General features: G+C 44.1%; 17 protein-coding genes and 1 pseudogene. 2 read left to right on the top strand and 16 right to left on the bottom strand.

Features of this window, described 5'->3' with window-relative positions:
• Nucleotide 1 precedes the first annotated feature (1 nt).
• The 16 genes from THEPK_RS02285 to THEPK_RS02210 all read right to left on the bottom strand — a co-directional run bounded on the left by THEPK_RS02285 (nt 2) and on the right by THEPK_RS02210 (nt 17,851).
• A complete protein-coding gene (locus THEPK_RS02285; RefSeq protein WP_042697840.1) occupies nt 2–490 on the bottom strand; it encodes an adenosine-specific kinase in 489 nt (162 codons plus the stop codon).
• Nucleotides 491–509: 19 nt separating this feature from the next.
• Nucleotides 510–1,319: an SPASM domain-containing protein gene (locus THEPK_RS02280; RefSeq protein ID WP_232194500.1), complete on the bottom strand. Its 810-nt coding sequence runs from the start codon at nt 1,317–1,319 to the stop codon at nt 510–512.
• Nucleotides 1,320–1,559: 240 nt separating this feature from the next.
• Nucleotides 1,560–2,003 carry a molybdenum cofactor biosynthesis protein MoaE gene (locus tag THEPK_RS02275; protein WP_042697837.1) on the bottom strand — a complete coding sequence of 148 codons (444 nt, stop codon included), beginning with the start codon at nt 2,001–2,003 and terminating at the stop codon, nt 1,560–1,562.
• Nucleotides 1,993–2,691 carry a ThiF family adenylyltransferase gene (locus tag THEPK_RS02270; RefSeq protein ID WP_042697834.1) on the bottom strand — a complete coding sequence of 233 codons (699 nt, stop codon included), beginning with the start codon at nt 2,689–2,691 and terminating at the stop codon, nt 1,993–1,995. The genes THEPK_RS02275 and THEPK_RS02270 overlap by 11 nt, the downstream gene beginning before the upstream one ends.
• A 1-nt stretch (nt 2,692) precedes the next feature.
• Complete coding sequence (locus THEPK_RS02265; protein WP_042697831.1) at nt 2,693–2,962, bottom strand: ubiquitin-like small modifier protein 1; 270 nt, start codon at nt 2,960–2,962, stop codon at nt 2,693–2,695.
• Between the two features lie 62 nt (nt 2,963–3,024).
• Nucleotides 3,025–3,531: a CDP-2,3-bis-(O-geranylgeranyl)-sn-glycerol synthase gene (locus tag THEPK_RS02260; RefSeq protein WP_042697828.1), complete on the bottom strand. Its 507-nt coding sequence runs from the start codon at nt 3,529–3,531 to the stop codon at nt 3,025–3,027.
• A 33-nt stretch (nt 3,532–3,564) separates the two neighbouring features.
• On the bottom strand, nt 3,565–4,098 hold the full coding sequence (locus tag THEPK_RS02255; protein ID WP_198011277.1) for a GbsR/MarR family transcriptional regulator: 534 nt from the start codon (nt 4,096–4,098) through the stop codon (nt 3,565–3,567).
• Nucleotides 4,098–4,322, bottom strand: coding sequence for an Lrp/AsnC ligand binding domain-containing protein (locus THEPK_RS02250; protein ID WP_042697825.1), 225 nt, complete (start codon nt 4,320–4,322; stop codon nt 4,098–4,100). Before THEPK_RS02250 ends, THEPK_RS02255 begins: the two co-directional genes overlap by 1 nt.
• A gap of 98 nt (nt 4,323–4,420) precedes the next feature.
• The gene (locus THEPK_RS02245) at nt 4,421–6,004 is read right to left on the bottom strand and encodes a B12-binding domain-containing radical SAM protein (RefSeq protein WP_042697823.1); all 1,584 of its coding nucleotides are present in this window, start codon (nt 6,002–6,004) and stop codon (nt 4,421–4,423) included.
• Nucleotides 6,005–6,058: 54 nt separating this feature from the next.
• Nucleotides 6,059–7,666, bottom strand: coding sequence for a B12-binding domain-containing radical SAM protein (locus THEPK_RS02240; protein ID WP_042697820.1), 1,608 nt, complete (start codon nt 7,664–7,666; stop codon nt 6,059–6,061).
• A gap of 94 nt (nt 7,667–7,760) precedes the next feature.
• Complete coding sequence (locus THEPK_RS02235; RefSeq protein WP_042697817.1) at nt 7,761–8,063, bottom strand: hypothetical protein; 303 nt, start codon at nt 8,061–8,063, stop codon at nt 7,761–7,763.
• Nucleotides 8,044–8,535: a hypothetical protein gene (locus THEPK_RS02230; RefSeq protein WP_042701724.1), complete on the bottom strand. Its 492-nt coding sequence runs from the start codon at nt 8,533–8,535 to the stop codon at nt 8,044–8,046. Before THEPK_RS02230 ends, THEPK_RS02235 begins: the two co-directional genes overlap by 20 nt.
• An 18-nt stretch (nt 8,536–8,553) precedes the next feature.
• Nucleotides 8,554–9,240 carry a hypothetical protein gene (locus THEPK_RS02225; protein WP_042697814.1) on the bottom strand — a complete coding sequence of 229 codons (687 nt, stop codon included), beginning with the start codon at nt 9,238–9,240 and terminating at the stop codon, nt 8,554–8,556.
• Nucleotides 9,241–9,310: 70 nt separating this feature from the next.
• Complete coding sequence (locus tag THEPK_RS02220) at nt 9,311–14,557, bottom strand: DNA-directed DNA polymerase II large subunit (RefSeq protein WP_042697811.1); 5,247 nt, start codon at nt 14,555–14,557, stop codon at nt 9,311–9,313.
• Nucleotides 14,558–14,568: 11 nt separating this feature from the next.
• On the bottom strand, nt 14,569–16,596 hold the full coding sequence (locus THEPK_RS02215) for a DNA-directed DNA polymerase II small subunit (protein WP_042697808.1): 2,028 nt from the start codon (nt 16,594–16,596) through the stop codon (nt 14,569–14,571).
• A complete protein-coding gene (locus THEPK_RS02210) occupies nt 16,589–17,851 on the bottom strand; it encodes an ORC1-type DNA replication protein (protein WP_042697804.1) in 1,263 nt (420 codons plus the stop codon). Before THEPK_RS02210 ends, THEPK_RS02215 begins: the two co-directional genes overlap by 8 nt.
• A gap of 341 nt (nt 17,852–18,192) precedes the next feature.
• Here THEPK_RS02210 and THEPK_RS02205 point away from each other — a divergent pair.
• Both THEPK_RS02205 and THEPK_RS13330 read left to right on the top strand, forming a co-directional pair.
• Nucleotides 18,193–18,893, top strand: a pseudogene (locus tag THEPK_RS02205) (IS6-like element ISPfu5 family transposase).
• 31 nt (nt 18,894–18,924) lie between these two features.
• Nucleotides 18,925–19,111, top strand: a 187-nt coding sequence (locus tag THEPK_RS13330) for a hypothetical protein (protein WP_198011276.1), incomplete at its 3' end; no start/stop codon positions are given.

Genomic DNA, 19,111 nt, shown 5'->3' with positions numbered 1-19,111 from the left:
TTTAGTCTATAATGTAGCCAATTCTTTCAACAAGCTCTCTTCTCTCCTTCTTCTGTTCGTCGGTTTCAATTCTGGTTGCTGCTTTTCCATCTACTATTCCGAGAACAGAGCGTCCAAGTTCTGTTTCGGCCACTATAACCTGCATGGGGTTTTCACTCGCACCGTAGACCATAGCCACTGCCGGGTGATTTTTTATGGTGTTGAGCACGTTTATTGGGAAGGCGTTTTTCATAAGGATTACAAAAACATGACCTGCTCCAATCTTTAAAGCATTTTTTGCAGCCAATTCTTCGAGTTCTTTATCGTTCCCGGTGTACCTTGTTAGTTGTGGCTTCGCCTCGTTCATAGCGATCCCAAACTTTATTCCGGGAACCGCTGTGAGAAGGGCTCTAGCTAAGTCGTCAACGGTGAATATTGAGAAGTTTCCCTGACCGATGATGCATTCTACCCCCTCTGGTTTTTCCACCTCTACAACCTCTATTTTGACCATTCCCATCACCATCTACTACTTAATTTTTCACTACATAAAAACTTTTTTGGACATTATATCCTGGGGGGTAGTCCAATGGGCAGTATTCTAGCCCCATTATATCCCCAGAGGCATAATATTCCAGTGCTCTGCAATCATGGCATGTGGAGCTAAATGGACAGAGTTTGCAGCCTTCTATTTCTTCCTTTCTCAGTTTCCAGGATCTTTTCAATCTGCGTTTCCTGAGTATCTGCTTTAGGCTTAGCTCTCTTACACTCCCTACTACAAAATTCCGCAAAAGAGGGCAGGGAAGAGCGAATCCTTCCGCGGTTATAGCCAGCGTGCCGCTTAAACATGGATGAAACGTCATGTGTGCCTTAAATATTCTCTTAGCCTCCATTAAATCAAAATCTACCTTTCTCAGTGAGCCCGGAAAAAGTACATCAAGGTATACCTCACCAGGAAACGAAAAATCCGCAATATTTCCAACTTCGTCTCCTTTAATCATTAGAAGTACAGTATACGCTCCCTCTATGTTTTGAAGCCTTTTTATATTTTTGTGGGAATATCTAGCTTCTACAATAGGCTTAACATTTGTTGGGAAGGATATCTTCTCGAAGTCTTCAAGTCTAACAACGGGATAGACGTTCTCAATTGGAAGTGTTGCAGAGAAGCGAGAAAGCTCTTCCAGAAGAGATAAGTCATCATAATTTGTCAGATAAAGGTCTTTGCCGGAAATAGTTGAGAACTCCCTTATTACCTCTCTTATCCGCTCAAGCTCTAGGGAAGCATCTCGAAGAATGAACTTATTGTTGCCAATGCATCCTATTGATCGCGGTATTCCTTCCACTTCCGAAAACTCCCCTTTTCCTGAGCCAAGTTGCAGTATAAGTCTTTCTAGCTTTCCACTGTGCTCTCTTTCCACCCATGGAGGTTTTGCGAATGTAACGATGTTTCGAGCCTTATTAAAGGCCCCATCGTTACCACTAACCTCCATTTAATCACCGCTAACTAAACAATGAGAAGCTTTATTAATTTTACTATTTCTTGTTGTTTTTAAATTATGATTAATAATAGTTAAAAAAGGACTCTAATGCACCTTTTTGTCTGGCACTGCTTTTTCTCCTTCAATCCAAAAAACACCTTCATCTGTCACTTCTTTCTTCCATATTGGGACCCTCTTTTTCACTTCATCTACAGCCCAAATACAGGCCTCAAAAGCTTCTTTTCTGTGCTTTCCGGCAGCTACTATGAGAATTGTGTTCTCCCCAACTTCAAGCTCCCCATACCGATGCCATATTACCATATCCAATATTGGGAATTTTTTCAGGGCCCCCTCTCGAATTCTCTTCATCTCTTCTATCGCCATTTCTTCATAGGCCTCATAAATGAGCTTTTTAACTCTCCTGCCGTGGCTCTCGTTTCTAACTTTTCCGAGAAATATCGCGATTCCCCCACTTTTTGGAGACGAAACAAGCCCAACGGCTTCAGCAATGTCAAAATCTTCGGGTTTTTTAAAGAGTCTAATCTTCAAGGTCGATCACCTCAAAGGAATTGTGCATTAGATCAACAATGAGCAGTTTGTTTGCTAAGACTTCTCCTTTGCCAGTCAACAGCTTTATAACCTCTGCCGCTTGTATGGTTCCTATAACTCCAGCTGTTGCTCCTAAAATCGGGAATTTTTCTTTTTTCTTTGGTGGCACTGGGAAGATTTCTTTAAGACTCTTTGTCTTTCCGGGAATGATAGTGGTTACCTGCCCGTAAAGGCTCTCAACGGCTCCGTGAACAAGGGGAATTCCCCTTTTATGGGCAAACTCATCCAGAAGGTACCTCGTCTCGAAGTTATCTAAGCAATCAACAATAACATCAACGTCTCTAAGAACCACTTCTATGTTGTCCTTCGTTAGCTTTCCAAAAAAGGTTTCTATTTTTATGTCGGAGTTAAAGCGCTCAAGCTTCCATTTAGCTGATAGTGGCTTCGGGTTCTTTCCCAAGTCTTCTTCCCAGTGAAGAATCTGCCTGTTTAAATTGCTCAGTTCTGGGAGTTGTTCATCTATGAGCAAGAGGTTTACTCCCGCAGCTGCCAAATAATAAGCGACGGGGCTTCCGAGTCCTCCCACACCCACAACGGCCACTTTACTCTTTTTGAGCTTCTCTTGCCCTTCAACCCCGAAAATCCTAATCTGTCTGTCGTATCTTTCCAGCTCCTTCTCCGTCAACATATCATCCACCACTCGTGGGCGGGAATAAAGCTACAATGTCACCATCTTTTAATTCCTCATCGAAAGAAGCGTATCTACCGTTCCTTGAGATGTTCACATCTGCGCTATCATCGTAGTCTTCACCGAAAATTTCCTCTTTAAACTTGGGGTGGAGTTCTTTTATCTTCTCAACAAGGTCTCTTATCTTACTTCCTTCTGGAAGATCAATTTCCTCTTCTCCTGTTCCAGCTAGCTCCCTAAAGCGGGCAAAATACCTCACTTTTACCTTCATCTTCTCACCATCTAAAATTACTGGGTGTGTTTTATAAAAGGTTTGTCATAAAATAAAAGTGATTACCAAGGAACACTTTTCCACTTTAGCTTATACGCCAAAACGTTGGCTCCCCAATGGATGAAAGGAGTTACAAGGAGAAGGAACAATACCTGTCCAGTCGTGAGAGTCTTTATTGGATAAGCTAAAACCAGTGCAGAAACTAAAAAGCCCCATTGGTCGAGACCAACTGCTGGATAACCTCTTCCCATACCTATTCTTCTCTTAACAAAGCTCCCGATCAAGTCTCCGAGAAGAGCTCCAAAGGAGAGCGCAAAAGCAAGTTTTAAGGCAATCGAAAACGAGCCATAAAAATCAGGCTTGATTTGATATTGAATAACTCCTATTAAAATTCCCGTAAAAAGTCCTCCGAAAAAGCCCCTCCAGGTTTTCCCATCACCAAGAATTCTCTTTCCATCGACAAAACTCTTTCCAAAGTCCATTGGTGTTTTGCCTTTGAAGATCACTGGGGAGGCATTTGCAAAATACGCTGGGAGAATGTACCACAAAGCTTCTAGCAGTTCATTCATTTAACCACCGCCCTAATTAACTTGGGCTTGTTTTTAAGGGTTTTCACTATTTAGCTTTTCTTCGAGGCACTCGAGGAGGGCTTTAAGGACTTTTTCATCCTCATGTTTCAGAAATATATTTAAGATTTTTTCCGTAATCGCGTTTCTTTGGAGTGCAAATTCTATTCTCTGCCTTATTTTCTCTGCCTCTTCGCTTTTATCGTTTTCCACTTCCTTCAAAGCCTTCAAAAGGTTTTCTCTGGTTTGCTTGACGTCTTCCTCTATTTTTTTATAGTATGCCTCTTTTCTCCACTCTCGAATATTCTTTATTGCTGTATAATATGCCCTCTTATCTCCTGGCTTTTTGATCCTTTTCACGAGCCCGATATTTTCTAAGAGCTTCAGTGCGGTGCTCACGTGAGAAAGCGAATATCCCGTTCTTTCGGCAATCTCTCCGAAGCTTAATGGCTCATCTTCAAAGAAGAGAACTCCGTATATATATCCGTAGAGCTCACTTAACCCGAATCTTCTTGCGGTATTTGCGAAGTGCTCCATCATGATCCTTTTAGCTTCCTCAACTCCCACCATTATCCCTCCTCAATGATCAGCACTTCAGCATACAAAGCTGAGCTTTCATTCAAAAGTTTATTCTTGAGCTTTGAAAGCTCATGAATATCTTGTACCTTAACTTTAACGATTATATCGTAATCTCCATAAAGCCTGTGCGCTTCTAATACGCATGGAAAGGAATTCAAGCTTTTCATAATTTCACTATTATCTCCCTTTGTGACTAGTAGTATGAAGGCTTTCATGCCTCATCAAAACCTTTATCGTGCTTTCAAGTTATAAAACTTTCGGAAATTTCCGAAAGTTATGGGGGGAAATAAACGGGAGTATGTGGAATAACCCTTTAGACTTTTGTTTTCCTTTTCTGGTTCATAGCTTCGTGAAACATTCTTAGATAAGCCATGACGTGACGCGTATAAACCTCTTCGAGAATTCTAATAGTGCTCTCGTCAAGCTTCTTCGCGGAGTTTAATATTCTCTTCTGAACAAGAAAGCTCTCCACTGGAAGCTTCAGAAAGTTCTTTATGTAGTGAGGCATCCTTCGGACAACGTAGCCTTTAGCGCTGCTCAGAACGGGCTTTGAATACTCCTCAGCTTTCCCCATAACGCTATGAAGCCACTTCTTGAAGTAAAACATATACGTCTTTTCCCTACTTTCAAAGTACAGCCTCCAGAGCTTTTCTTTTGTTCTGATTACCGGTCGTAGAACGTCATAAAGATCCCAATTAAGTGTCAAAAGAGACCTCTCTTTGAGTGCCTTATAGAAGGAGTCACTGCCAGGCAGTGGAGTGTATATTGATATCTGGAGGGCATCTAAACCATGATCACCGAGCATTTGAACGAACTTGTAAGTTGCTTTTCTGTCTTTCCTTGACTCGTAGGGTGCTCCAATAATGACTCCGCCATAAGTGATTATTCCCTGCTCGCTGAGCAGTTGAACAGCTCTCAGTGTGTCATTCTTTCTTAACCCCTTTCTCATGCTATTAAGAACTTCTTCACTTCCAGATTCAATTCCCATAAAAGCAACTCTAACACCTGCATCCGCAAGCTTTTTGGCAATTTCGGGATGTTTTGATATTATATCTGCCCTTATCTGTATGATAAAGTTAATCTCGTTGAGCCCGTTCTCTATTATAGCATCGAGAAGCTTAAGCCTCTCTTCATATTTGAAGGGAACAACGAAGTTATCATCAACAAAGAAAACCCAGTTGTAGCCGAGGCTTTTTATGAAGCCCAGCTCTTCAATTACCCTCTCATTGCTCTTGAATCTCCATGCGTGCCCCCACATCGCCGAGGCACTGCAGAACTCACAGTTGTAAGGGCATCCCCTTGAAGTCTCCACAGAGGCTATCCTTGCGTTTTCCCCGAGAATTGTTGCCCTGTATGTTTTTGAATCAACAAGGTCATAGGCGGGCATTGGAAGCTCATCAAGGTTAACGATTGGCTCCCGGTAGGAGACTTTCACGTCCCCTTTTTCCACATAAGCTATCCCCTTAACATTTCTTATGCTCCCTCTCTCCTTCAATGCTTTAACCAGCTCCTGAAACGTGTTTTCTCCCTCTCCTATAACTACTGCATCGACCCCTTCGCGTAGAACGAGAGGATATGTAAAGGTCGAGTGATGACCTCCGAAGACCACAAAAGAATCAAGCCCCTCTTCTCGCATTCTTCTAACGATTCTCAGAGAGGGATTCACATAGGTGGATGCTATGGTTGTGAAGCCCACAATGTCTGGGTCAAATGCCTCTATCTCCGCCACGGTCTCCTCTTCCGCCAGTCCCCTTGCCTCCGCGTCTATGACCTTTACCTCGGCGACTTCCCTAATGGCTCCGGCAAGAGATAAGATCCCCAACGGAGGAGCTATGTATCCGTAAGCCGATGCATATCCGCTCTTTCCCGGGTTTGTCCTGACAAGGGCAACTTTCATTTTTCATCCCCTAAATCATAGTTCTAACTTGAGGTGTATAACTTTTTTGCCCGCTCAATAATCTTCCATAAGGCTCGGCTGAGAATACCAGCGGTGTTCTTCTACCTCAGTCCGAATATCGAGCGGCTCAAGAGGCTTTACCTCGTAGCCCTTACTTTTGCCCCACTTCTCTATCTGCCTTATGACGATCCGAGTTCCAAGCCTCGCCAGCGGGTAGAAAGGTATTAGGAATGGGTTGTTTTTCATAACTGCGGGCAGGCCCCTTGTGACTTCCTTCATCATGTGCTTCCAAGCGTAGTAGAGGTGGAGGAACTGGCCGTAGGTTATCATCTCGTCGATCTGGTAGAAATCCTGGTTCTTGAGCATGCCCATCGGAACGAATGCCAGTGGCGTCACAGTGAAGTGCGCTCTACTACCGAGCTTCTCCTCAAGCTCCCTCTCCATCGTGACTATTAGCTGGGCAGTCATTATCTCGTCGTCATCAGTGTCGCCAGGCAATCCCAGAATCGTTGTGTATGCAGGGAACCAGTAGTTTTTGTTGAAGACGTACGTCCCGTTGAGGAGAACCCAGGGCCACTCCTCCGGTGAGAAGGGCTTCATCTTGTTGTTCATGTACTTCCCGATGAGCCTCGGCGAGGCCGTCTCAAAGCCGACTTGAATGCCTATCCAGTGATTCGGACCAGCGTCAACGATGCGGGAGATTTCCTCTATCATTCCTGGAGCGGCCAGGGCACCGGCAACGGCCCCGTGGGTCGGGTTCACGTTCTTCGTGTATTTTCTAGCTATTTCAAACAGCTCAACAACGGCCTCAGCATTCGGGTAGAAGTTCTTCTTATCCTCGACGCGGTAGAGGAACACGTCCTCGCTGTGGAACCAGGCGTGATCGATTCCAGAGTTTACGTTGAGCCTTATCTCCTCTTCTATCCTCTCCAGCGGTATGTGGTGGGCAACCCTCAGGTTCGGCTCGCAGAAGCGGCAGCCCCTTCCACAGCCCCTCATCACCTCGACGAGACCCTTATACGAGGGCGCCACTATCGTCGGGATCTGCTCGACCCGCGGCCAGCCCTTGATAAAGATAGTCTCGTCGGCGCCCCCGCTCTCGATGTCCCTGAAGAGCTCCCCAGCAACGTGGTCGACTTCTCCGATTACCACGTGGTCTATCCTCAGCTTCTCCTTCTCCTCCCTTCTGAAGTCAACCTGCCAAGCCCCCGGCCCGCCGACGACGATTTTGAAGTCCAGCTTTTTGGTCTCCCTTATGCGGTTTATCCTTTCCACGAGCTCAATGAACTTGACTTTGGTGTAGTTCGTCCACTTGCCGCCGTTTGTGAACATCATGCTGACCGGCCCCAGACCGAGAGGATCCATCTCGTAGAGTGCAACGATCGTGGTGTCTTTGTCTATGAACTGCTCAACCTTGCGCGGGTGGGCGACTACCACTTCGTCCCTTCTGAAGCCGTCCCGGAGAAGGGCCGCCTCGACCTTCCTGAGGCCGTAGGGCGCTTGAGTCAGAACGCCGTTCTCATCGGGCAACTGGGTGTCAAAAAACCTGAAAACCCACTTCGGGAGCTTGTCGTAGGGTGCACAGCCGAGAAAGTCTAGCAGAGGTACGTCGTGGTATGTGCTCGTTAGAGTTTCGTCAGTAGTCAAGACTATTCTGGTCATAACACTCACCTTCATATATATGTAAAAAAATTTGCATATTTAAGCTTATCGTATTGCCTTATAATGGGACTTTTTTTCAGGGGCGTGTTTAGTTTCACCCCCTGTTATTTAAACAGTATTTGACTCTGAGGAGGATTTTCAGACCATAACACATTACCCCAAGCAGGATTCGGGTTACAGTAGTCTTTTTCAGAAAACAGGGGATCCTACTGCCAAACCACGTTGTAAACGCACCCCAGAACCCCTCATGAGGATTCCTATGCCTGTACTCTTCTTCAGAAAACACTCTGTCTCTCTTCTTACTACCCTTTGAATCATAAGCCCCATCAGCATAAAAATTCCCAGAACCCCCCGGCAGGAGTTCAATCAGCTCGTTCTCAGAAGTTGTGATCTTCACAGCAACCGGATACAGTAAACCCGGCAGGATTCTCGTTATTGCCTGAACTTCTATCCTGCCCTTTTTTATTTGTAATAATGGTTGAGTCTGCTTGAGTGCTGGCGTAGGGTAATTTCTGGAGTTTTTTCAGGAGGTGGTTTGTCAGTTCTTCGAGGTTCAGCTTTTTCTCCCAGTTGTGGAGGGTTGAGTAGTGAATGTTTGCTCCGAAGAATTTTCTGCCGTAGTGCTGGGCGTCTCTGAGGGGTAGGTTGTAGTATTGTTTAAAGAGGAGTATTGCCAGTATTGTTTTTACTGGAAATTTTTTGGATTTTGGCAGGTTCTTCAGCTTTCCTTCTGATTCGAAGTCTGCTAAAACGTCAAGAATTGCGAATGCCACGCTTTCAGGGTCTTTGAGTCTGTGATCCCATCTGGGGATCACGACAACCACCTGAAAGAATTCAGCAAAAACCCTAATAAAGGTTACTATAAACACGCCCCTGCAGGAGAACAGCTAGAAGATAATCTCTTCCTCTCCAATGCCCAATGAGAACCTTGATACTACCTTCTCGAACTCGCTTTCAGCTGTATATACAAATCCGCAGGTGTGGCATTTTAGATAGTTGTCCTCCACACTCAGCTCGGAAAAGCAGACTGGACAGCGGTATTCATTCCTCTCAAGCTCCTCAAATATCTCATTCACCATTACAAGCATCTTTAAGTCGTTTTCCCAGTCCTCGTGCACCATCCCCCAATAGGGGGTTGATACCGGGTAGTAGTCCTCAAGGATCAAGGGGTTAATGCCCAGACTTCGTATTCCAGGCGGAAGCTTTTGTGCGGGCTCGATTGAAACAACAAACTGATCGTAGAACTCTATGTACTGGGCCCTTACGCTCACACCAGAGGAAAGCCTCTTTTTGAGGGGATATATCTGAAGAAACAGCAGGTCGTTTGAGGGTTCAAAAAATGCAGAAATTCCTATATCTTTTCTCTTAAAGAAATAGGAATATTCATCATCACCAATGTCTTCACCCACGAGAGAAAAGCCAAGCTTTTTCAAAGCTCTGTCAACAAAAGAAGGCTTCGGGAGAACCTTACGAATAACCAGATGCTCCCCTATCCATCCGGCTAATGCCATCGAATAACCCACATAAAACTGCCGCTGGATTCTAAGGTAAGCCACACTAGGCACTAATTTCATCTTTCTCAAAAGATATTGTCACTTGAAGTATTTATCCTTTTTGTCTAGACATTGAAAAAATAATGGATAATTAGCTGCCGAAAAACTCCTCAAGGCTAATGACCTTCTTGGTCTTTTTCTTGAGCTTGGGCTTTTCTTTTTCCTCTTTTCTTTCTTGTTTTGCAGCTTTTTCCTTTTTGTTCTCTTCCTTTTTGGAGTTGTTTAATTTACCGTTTTCTTTTAGCTCATCGAGATATCCATTCTTCTTTATTACCTTTCCCGTTCTTTCCGCTATCATTCTCTCACAAATGTCAGCTCCAAAACCAAAGAGTGTTCTTTGAGTTTCCGGGAAGACGTTTTGGAAGAGCGTCTTTATGTCTTTCTCCGTCAGGCAGATTCTCTGTCTTGTGTAGTCTATAACATTGTAGCGGGTAACCAGCATCTTTGCTGTCGGGAGATATTTCTCAATAGCTCCCTTTGAGACTGTAAGCACTATCTTACCACCGCACTTCGGACATTTTCCGCTCAGAGGTGGTCTCCGGTATTTGGTGTTGCATTTCACACACCTGAACTCCTGCCTTGTAAAGCTCCTCAGGTTTCCTCTTAAATCCGGCACTATGTGGGAGTTTATTATAGTTTCGGCGACGTGGTGCTCGTTTACCGCTCTAATACGTTCCGCTAGAGCCAACTGCCTGCTAACTTTGTCTTCCATATCGCCCAACTGCTTGTAGAGACTCATTTTTGGACCTAAAGCTATGTCCTCGGTATCATGGGTAAACTTCAACCCCTCGTACATCTCTGGCTTGCCTAAGCGATCCTCTACCCTCTCAATGACTCCAGCGAGCTCTTTTGGAGATTTGAGCTCATAAGTTGTCCTGTAAAACTCTAACGGGTAGTACCTTGCTACATCCATGTTGTGAACTTCGCTATCAACTTCCCTTGGGTCTAAGCGAGTTGTAACTACCAGCGGAGCGTCCATCTTTCCACCACGCTTCTCTGGGAGATAATAGCGCGAGAAATTGAGCAGAGCATCAAGAAGGAGCATAACAGCATCTTCATCACCGTCACATTGGTGTGTTACAATATTTTCGTTAATTATCACGTTATGGTATTTTTTAGCGTTGAGAGAGAATACAAAGTCCTCAGTTGGTTTCCGATATTCAATACGTTTAACTTTTACTGCCCACCCATTCCCAAGAAGGTACTTGTCACCTTTCGGCTTTCTTGAGGAATACTGCTGGTATGGTAAGTTCTTACGTTTAGTCACGAAGCCAATCTCTTCAAAGAACCTGTGGTAATGTCCACCGGCGATGTTAAGGGCATATACTTTTGAAACTGGAGGCTGGGTACCGCGTTCAATATAATATACTCTAGCCCGGGCGTTCCCTCTGTTTGCATTTTCGTCAATAGTGTAATACCCTCTTATCTTGAATTTGGATATCAATAAAGTTTCAATGTCCTCAAGGAGAGTCTTGTTCACACTATAAACTACGACACGTGGCACTGTTTTTAGAGCACTTCCATCACCTTCAAAATAAGCCTTAAGCATCTCTGCCACGACTTCTTTTGGAAGGGTGAATACAATAGGTGGAACACGTTTGTTGTGAGCGTTGCTTCCTGCTTTGAGAACCTCAGTAAAGAGGAGGTATAAGACTCTTGAGCTCACTGTAATTTTCTCTCTTCTTTCATATATTCCGAAGCCATCGTCAAAAGCCTCTCTTAGTGCTGTTTTAAGGTCTTCTCTTGCTTCTTTATCAGCAATTGAAAAGCTGAGCTGATAAACACTATCACTTTTTCTCGCGTAGCCTTCTGCGAGGTAGTAGCCAAGAACTTTCATAAGGGACGTTATTGGTATAAAGCGTTTTATCTTGACCTTATCTCGCTTGAACCCGATGTAACATTCTGGAACATCTTCAAACTTGAGTCCCTTCTCATGGAGTACTTTAATCAACTCAGCCAAGGGAATGGAATCGCGTCTTATATAGTCCCATTTAACTTTTGCTCCAATTGAAGAGAGCCAATTTGCAATCCCACGTACCATTATTTTATTCCACAAATTCTTGAAATCATCTGTAGCAAATGCCTCAAGAAGGTCAAAGTATTCAATCTCATTTTCGGGAAGTTCGGTATTTGGTGCAATTATCATGTCCCCTTCCTTAACCTCAAATGCTCTCTTTTCCACGAACTTTCCGTTCTCGTATACAAGGACTGGATGATCCACGGTTGTCTCAAAGCTTCTTCCCAGCTCAAGCTCAAAGCGAATCAAGTGGTCGGTGGCTGGTGCTTTTATAACGTCCTCGATGTCTGTCAGAACCACTTTACCTTCCTTGGGATCAAAGGAATACACTTTAATGCCGACCTTTGGCTTTCTCTTCACGTAGGTCATGTTTTCGTAATGTTCCTCTTCGAATAATTCATACAGCTCCTTCAGAGTGATTCTCTGCGGAATTCCGTTGATTTGTACCATTATTCTTGTGTCTCCGGGGAAGCAGTTCCTCCTCTTTGCAGCGTGATAATACGGGTGAGCATAGCCTACAAGAGCGTCAACAAACCCAATAATCCGTCCAATAATTCCGGCTGAAGTGTGAGGGGCTAAACCAATCACGAGATGTCCTATTAGATCTTCCATCTTCTCAACGTTGTAGAACCTCGGCAGTCCGTAGAACTTTTCGAGCAAATCATCAACAAACTTAGCAACCTTGACAAGGTAGTTTCCAGCCTCTTTTGAGAGGATTATATCCTGAACCTTGAGCTCAACTATTTGTTCATCGCTTACAAGGGGCTTGCCCTCAAAATCGTGTGTATAACCGAGCTCCCTTAGCTTCTCAACGCTTACCCCTATTTCCTTGGGTTTGAAGTGGGTTATTGGCGCATCCGTGGCGTCAAACCTTATTGTGCCGTCTTTAAAGACGTAGACGTCGTTTCTTGCCCTTAGTATTCCTTTTTCGAGAGGTTCTGCTATCTTATGGGCGGAGCTCATACCCATTACGCCCTTGAGCTTGTCGAGGGTATAAATTCCGACATTCTGCATTGCCTTGTTCAAAAGCTCTGAAGGGCTGATTTTTCTCTTGCGGTATGCTCTCATCTCTATATTACACTTAGGACATTCCGTGTCGATTGTCGATTCAAAGCCGCATTTGGGACAGTGGTAGAGTAGCTTAGCCTCGCTTCCGCATTTAGGACATGTGGGGTAGATATCCACATGGCCGCAGTTTGTGCATTTGAAGTGCGCTATTTCAACTTCAGCTGTTTTTCCTTCTTGGGCAGCTTTGTAAATATCTCTCGAACTTCCTCCTGCTAATCCAATCGGGAAAAGAACATGAACTGGGGGTTTCATTTTTCTCTCTTTTGCCTTTTCCGGCCTCCCCATTCTTGCTCCTATCCAGCTGATTCCCCTGTCCCTGAGTTTAACCTCACTTATCTCGTTTATCAAGTCTATGGGAGTGTGGAACTCTTTGAATTCGATTTTTTTCTCTAAATTTGCCAGAGGAGTTAGCAGCGCGGCTGACCACGGATATTCAATTATAACAAGCCCATTAGAGACTTTATGCTCAACCCCAAGGAGCTCCAGGTACCTCTTGGCTTTTCCAAGGGAGTCTATGGAAATTTCAACCCTCTTTGCGTATTTGAACCCTCTATACTCTCCCCACTCTATGCTGGCATTTACTAGAGCGTTTTGAAGGGAAATTAGCTCCTCAGCCTCCAAAGTATTCCAGTAAAGGGTGTAGTATGGGTGGAGGGGTATCTTGAGGATGCGAGAGAGATGTATGGCATCTTCAATTGAGGGCCTAACGGTAATCGGGTCATAAAGAAGATTTGCCAGAAATTCTGGGTCTAGGTCGAGGTAATCTGCAGCTTCTTCCACGGTTTCCCGCTCGTTTTCCTGGAAGGGCTTGAGGTCAAGCTCATAAACTTTGTTTACCGCTTCAACGAACTCCTGAATCCACCACTCTTCAACATAATTGGCAGGCAAAAGTGTCTGGTTGTTCTCCACGAAGTCTCCAAAAGCTATTAGCGCATCTCCAAGGTACAGAATCTCTTCCACCTGATCCTTCAGCTCAAGGGCCTTGTGATAATCGTCAACTCTCACTACGCTTCCATCTTTTAACTTTACAATAGGACCTTCAATGGTAGTGGCTGGAGTTACAACGGCGCCCTTTCCAGGTCTTTCGGTCTTCATTTGGGTTCCTACAGCTAGGAACTCGTCAACCATTATCATGACCGCTGGATTTATGCTCCACGTTGCGAATCCGCTTACTCTGCTCCTTCCATAGCGAAGCCTGAAGCCACCGTTTCTTGAGGGTTCAGCAAATAGAGGCCTTCCACCTATTATCTCCTTTGTATATTTTGAATTTGGAGCGATGTTTGCTCTAAACTTCTCGTAGAGTTCGTAATAGAAGCCTTTCTCAACTTTCACAGAGGCCTTTTCTTCTGTCGTCTCCCGTTTTATTTCTTCACTTTTCCTTTCTTCTTTCTTTTCTTCGCCACCCTTCTCCTTCGCCTCAACGAACTCCTTCAGCCATTCCCAGCCATCAATACCCATTTTATCTATGTACTTTACGAGCTTCTTTGCCTTCTGGAGGACACCCTCCGCCAAAACAAGGATCGCTCCTCCCCTCAGATGGTTTGTTTCAACTCCTGGGACGTTTCTGTGACTCACCTCTACATCATCCGTGGCTTCTCCGGTAATCTCTATTGGGATGTTTCTAACAGCTAAACGAACTTCATCTGGTGATGGATGATACTGCAGCCTTGTAACAGCCCTGTGATAGAGGTCTATCTCCTCAACATATCTCTCCACGTGCTCTTCAGTTGGCTTAAACCTGTCAAGACCAAGCTTTCTTCTAACGTAGTCTCCAACAAGAACACTCAAAGCCTGTGCCGTTCCTCCGCTGCTTCTAATTGGCCCAGCATAATAGATTGCCAAGTAATTAGTTCCATCTGAATTTTTCTTTATTTTAACATCAGCTATTCCTTCGAGCGGAGCGGAAACAATACCTTCAGTAAGAATAGCCAACGCGGTTCTCACGGATTGATCGGCAAGCTTCTCTTTGCTCTCAAACTTTCCGAATTTTCCTTCTATTATTTCATCAACAACTTTGAGGGCAGCGAGCTCTTTCCCGTATTCCTCCACAAGCGCTCTTATCCTCTCCGCAACACCCTTTGGACCCACAAGACTCTCAACTCTTCCCGCCATATCGGTCGCTTGGGGAACCTCAATGTCTCTCACGGGGTCTTTACCTTGAGCTCTAGCTTGCTTAGCTATTTCATAGGCCTTATCAATCTCTCTCTGCAAGGATTCGAAATATTTTTTCATTTCTTCACTGTAAAGCTCCATATTATTTCACCTCAAACATCACACCACTTGCTAAAGTCAACTATCGTCTTTAGCCGGGCGGTATCGATATCTATAATCGGAACTTTAGCCGGAGTTGGGACGATATTAACCATCTTCTGGAATTCTGTTTGACCCTGCCAGGTTGCCGAGTTTATTAAGAAAACTCCCCTATATATTTGATAGTCCAAAACGTGGACGTGACCCATCTGAACCACATCTGGAACGCTCTCAATGACAAGCAAATCCTCTGAGTCCGGGGCTATGGGCACTTTTCCTCCAAAAGTTGGCGCCAGGTGTCTCAATTTCAAAAGCTCTACCATAGGCTTTACAGGCTCGTGGTGGCTCATATTTGGAACGTAACTCACAACGTCTTCTATTCCTCTACCATGGGCAATAAGAAACTCTCTTCCATGTAAATCTATAACGGCCGGGTTGCTTATTATGACAGCATTCTTAAGGTCATAGATGGGCTTTGCGTATTCCCTATAAAATTCTGGCTGCGGCAAAGCAGTTCTTGCAGCATCGTGATTTCCTGGCCCTATGAACATGGTTATATGCTCCGGAACGTTGGAGAGCAAGTTAGCAAGGGCCTCGTATTGGTCAAAAATATCCGGTATGCTTAGTTCGTTGTACTGGCCCGGATATATACCGATTCCATCAACAACATCGCCGGCTATTATTATGTATTTTATCCTGCTGACTATTTCCTCTTCTTCCTTCGTGTTCACGTTGCCGTTTAGCCACTCTAAAAACTTCATGAACGCTTTTTCACAGAATTTGTTGCTCCCAACGTGTATATCGCTCATCAGAACAGCGTACACCTTCTCTTCGAGAGGAGGCTTTTCCCTCTTATACATCGGCACATCGGGGAGGTAAATGTGCTCTGCAAAAAACATTCCTCTTTTTGAGTACCTTCCCTTAAACGCCACTACGCTGTCGGGCATTATTTCAAAGGCTTTTTTGTAATCCTCCTTATCTTTTCCTATGAAGACCTTTACTATCCCTGTTGCATCTTCAACCTCAAACATGTAACCGTTTCTTGTCTCCCTCTTTGAGTTTACAAGCCCTATGATTGTTACGTCTCCCTCCGGGTTTATGTAGCTGAGTTTTCCAATATCAATAACGCCAGAAACCTCCGGATTCTCGCGCAGTATTTTTCTTATCTTTTTCAGCCTGCTTTTGAAGTAGTTCTCGTAAACCTTAACAATGACCTCTCCTTCCTTAGTTGTTCCGTTTTTAGCCTTTGGTGGCTTGAGCTTAACGTTTCTCACATCAAATTTAACCTTGAAGTCCGGTTCTATCTTTTTGGCGATAAATTCAAATCCCTCTCTCGGAGAAACCTTAAAATCGGCATAAACAGAATAAGTTTTCTTTTCTTCTTCAGGTAACTCTTCTTCAGCTACGAGTGGAACACCATACTCATCGAAAATAACCTTTCTTTTAACTTCCCCATTTTCTCCATTCTCTTCCCCGTTGGTGTCAAAAGACTCCTCCATCTCTTCTGACTCTTCTTCTACAAATTCCTCTACAGCTTCTTCGTCTTCCTCTACTGTCTCCACTTCTTCTACAACTTCTTCTGCAAATTCACTTACGGCGTCTTCATCCTTCTCCTCTATTGGGGGCTCTTCGGCAGCAGGAATTTCAGAGGGCACTGCTTCTTGGCTTTCAGAAATTTCAACTTCTGCATTATCCTCCGCGACTTCGCTTGTAATTTCTCCCGCAAACGCTGGAGTTTCTGAGGTTTCTTCAGCTTCTGGAAGTTCTAGCGTCTGCCCTTCTTCCGATTCTTTCGAGTACTGCTCTTCAGGTTTTTTACTGGTCATGAACTTTTCAAGATGTTTTGGTCTTATTATAATTCCCTTAGACTCCAGAAATTCTTCTGCAATAATATCATCTATTATGAACGTTCCTCTCGCCTTTGCGAATTTTATAAGCTCTGGGAGTGTGAAGTCCCTATTGTAGTGTTCAGACAAAAGAAAATATGCCGGGGGAGTTATCAGATAGTTGTTTGACATCAATCCCCTCACGAATTCATCCATAGAACAACCTCCTCTGCTTAAGCATGCTTACAGATATTAACGGTCTCAATGTCTCTTCAAAGCGGTAGATGTTTTTAACTTTATAGGGTGTTATGTTGAGCCTTATCTCTTTCGTTCTTCCGTATCTGCCCTTGCTGACGACCTTGGCATTGATGATACCAAGCATATCCAGCTCGTTTATCAAGTCGCTTATTCTCCTTTGAGTTAGAGGTTCAAAGTCGAGATAATCACAGAGCTCTTTATAGACGGAGTAAACATCGCCCGTGTTTGCTGGCAATTCCCCGTTTTCGTCAAGGAGGACTATTGCATAAAGCAGAATCTTCGAGTGCAGTGGAAGGGTTTTAATTACCTCTTCCATGGTGTCCTGCTCTATCTTTTCTTGAGCCTTCCATACATGCTTTTCGGTAACCTTTGGAGCCATTTCTCTCTCTGCTATCTCCCCGCTAACTCTGAGCAGGTCGAGAGCTCTCCTTGCGTCTCCATGCTCCCTCGCTGCCAGAGCAGCACAGAGAGGAACGACTGCCTCATCCAAAACACCGTCATAAAAAGCTTCTTGAGCTCTCTGCATAAGGATATCTCTCAGCTGGTTGGCATCGTAGGGCGGAAAGACTACCTCCTCCTCGCTTAGACTTGAGAGAACTCTAGGGTCGAGGTATTCTTTGAACCTGAGGTCGTTTGAAATACCTATTATGCTCACCTTCGCTTTCTTAAGCTCCGTGTTTATTCTTGTTAGGGAATACAGTATATCATCGCCGCTCTTCTTCACCAGCTTGTCTATTTCGTCTAAAACTATTATCACAAAGCGCTCTCTCATGTCCAGCACTTTCTTTAACTGCGCATAAACTTCATCCGTGGGCCACCCTACAAGAGGAACCTCTACTCCGCTCTCTTCCTTGAAGTGGTTAACTATGTTCGCCAGAACCCTATACTGAGTATCGACAATCTCACAATTGAGATAGATAACATCTACTGGAACATTATATTTCTGAGATATTTTTATCAGATCCTCAGTTACGTACCTAACGGTGACCGTCTTTCCAGTTCCGGTCTTCCCATACACAAAGATGTTTGAAGGTGTCTCCCCCCTTAAGACGGGAACCAGTATGTGAACGAGAGTTTCTATCTGCTCCCTCCTGTGCGGAAGCTCTCGGGGAGTGTAGCTATGTCTCAAAACATCCTTATTCTTAAAGATTCGCTGTTTGTGGAGATATTTTTCAAAGAGTGATCCTAAATTGGTTTGGCCTTCTTGTAACATTCCCTGTCCCTCCATAGGAAATACATTAATGACTTGACAATTTGACCAATTGTGGTTTTTCTTATTTTCATTATAGCACAAATTTTGTGCTTATTGTCTATATTTTTCATCTTAATTCGGAATAATTTTAACATCGTTTAAAAGGTTTCCACTGGAAGCAGATGATCCAGAGGAAGGGCAGTTCATAAGTTATAATCAGAGTATATATGCTTTGTTGAGCAAGTTTATGACTAAAATTCATGAAGTATTTAAAAATATTTAGACTTGAAAAGACACTGTCAGGATAAGCAGTGGGACGTTAGGTTTAAGTTTCTGATACCTCTTCAGAAAAGGGGAGAGAAATGAGGACTGAAACCATTATTTACTTACTGGTTTCAGTCTTAAAAACCTTTCGCCGGAACAAAACCCAGCAAAAAAGAAAACCAGGGCAATAAACCTGTACCTGCACGGACTAAGTTACAGACAGGTAGGAACAATCCTCGAAATCAGCCACACAACAGTCTGGGAAACAGTCCAAAAATTCGCGAAAGCAGTTTACCAGCCGAAAATCCTCGCAGTCAAAAAACAGAGAAACTTCATCGCAATTGACGAGACAGTGATAAAGATCAACGGCCAGAAGAGATTTCTCTGGGCTGCAATCGACGTTGAGAGCAAAGAAATCCTAGCAGTATGGATTACAAGCGTTAGGAACTGGTGGATTGCCAGGGACTTCATTCTAGTTGTTTTGAAATCCTGCGAGGGACAGCCAATTTTCCTGGTTGACAAAGGGCCGTGGTATAAATCAGCGTTTAAATCTCTCGGGCTGGATTATCTGCATGTGACTTTCGGGCCGAGGAACTGTGTTGAGCGCTGGTTTAGGACTGTTAAAGAGAGAACAAAGCGTTTCTGGAATAACTTCAGGGCTAGAGACTGGAGGAGGGTTCACAGGTTTGTTTTTCTGTTTTCATTCTGGTATAATTTTGTTAGAATTCATTCTCGGTTTGGTGGACCGCCTGGTGATGTGACTGAATGGCTTCAGGAGGTGATACCCCAGTTATCCTGACAGTATCCTTGAAGGGCGTGTTTATAGGGGCGTGTTTATAGTAACCTTTATTAGGGTTTTTGCTGAATTCTTTCAGGTGGTTGTCGTGATCCCCAGATGGGATCACAGACTCAAAGACCCTGAAAGCGTGGCATTCGCAATTCTTGACGTTTTAGCAGACTTCGAATCAGAAGGAAAGCTGAAGAACCTGCCAAAATCCAAAAAATTTCCAGTAAAAA

The organism is Thermococcus sp. PK (assembly GCF_000430485.1).
GTDB lineage: Archaea > Methanobacteriota_B > Thermococci > Thermococcales > Thermococcaceae > Thermococcus_A > Thermococcus_A bergensis.
Note: the sequence above shows the minus strand (reverse complement) of the source record. Positions and strands in the feature narration are given on the sequence as shown.

What these genes read in the sequence shown, in the direction of transcription:
- THEPK_RS02220 (WP_042697811.1), bottom strand. Translation starts at nt 14,557, where the DNA reads ATGGAGCTTTACAGTGAAGAAATGAAAAAATATTTCGAATCCTTGCAG.
- THEPK_RS02270 (WP_042697834.1), bottom strand. Translation starts at nt 2,691, where the DNA reads ATGTTGACGGAGAAGGAGCTGGAAAGATACGACAGACAGATTAGGATT.
- THEPK_RS02250 (WP_042697825.1), bottom strand. Translation starts at nt 4,322, where the DNA reads ATGAAAGCCTTCATACTACTAGTCACAAAGGGAGATAATAGTGAAATT.
- THEPK_RS02255 (WP_198011277.1), bottom strand. Translation starts at nt 4,098, where the DNA reads ATGGTGGGAGTTGAGGAAGCTAAAAGGATCATGATGGAGCACTTCGCA.
- THEPK_RS02215 (WP_042697808.1), bottom strand. Translation starts at nt 16,596, where the DNA reads ATGGATGAATTCGTGAGGGGATTGATGTCAAACAACTATCTGATAACT.
- THEPK_RS02285 (WP_042697840.1), bottom strand. Translation starts at nt 490, where the DNA reads ATGGTCAAAATAGAGGTTGTAGAGGTGGAAAAACCAGAGGGGGTAGAA.
- THEPK_RS02265 (WP_042697831.1), bottom strand. Translation starts at nt 2,962, where the DNA reads ATGAAGGTAAAAGTGAGGTATTTTGCCCGCTTTAGGGAGCTAGCTGGA.
- THEPK_RS02245 (WP_042697823.1), bottom strand. Translation starts at nt 6,004, where the DNA reads ATGAAAGTTGCCCTTGTCAGGACAAACCCGGGAAAGAGCGGATATGCA.
- THEPK_RS02210 (WP_042697804.1), bottom strand. Translation starts at nt 17,851, where the DNA reads ATGTTACAAGAAGGCCAAACCAATTTAGGATCACTCTTTGAAAAATAT.
- THEPK_RS02260 (WP_042697828.1), bottom strand. Translation starts at nt 3,531, where the DNA reads ATGAATGAACTGCTAGAAGCTTTGTGGTACATTCTCCCAGCGTATTTT.
- THEPK_RS02240 (WP_042697820.1), bottom strand. Translation starts at nt 7,666, where the DNA reads ATGACCAGAATAGTCTTGACTACTGACGAAACTCTAACGAGCACATAC.
- THEPK_RS02225 (WP_042697814.1), bottom strand. Translation starts at nt 9,240, where the DNA reads ATGAAATTAGTGCCTAGTGTGGCTTACCTTAGAATCCAGCGGCAGTTT.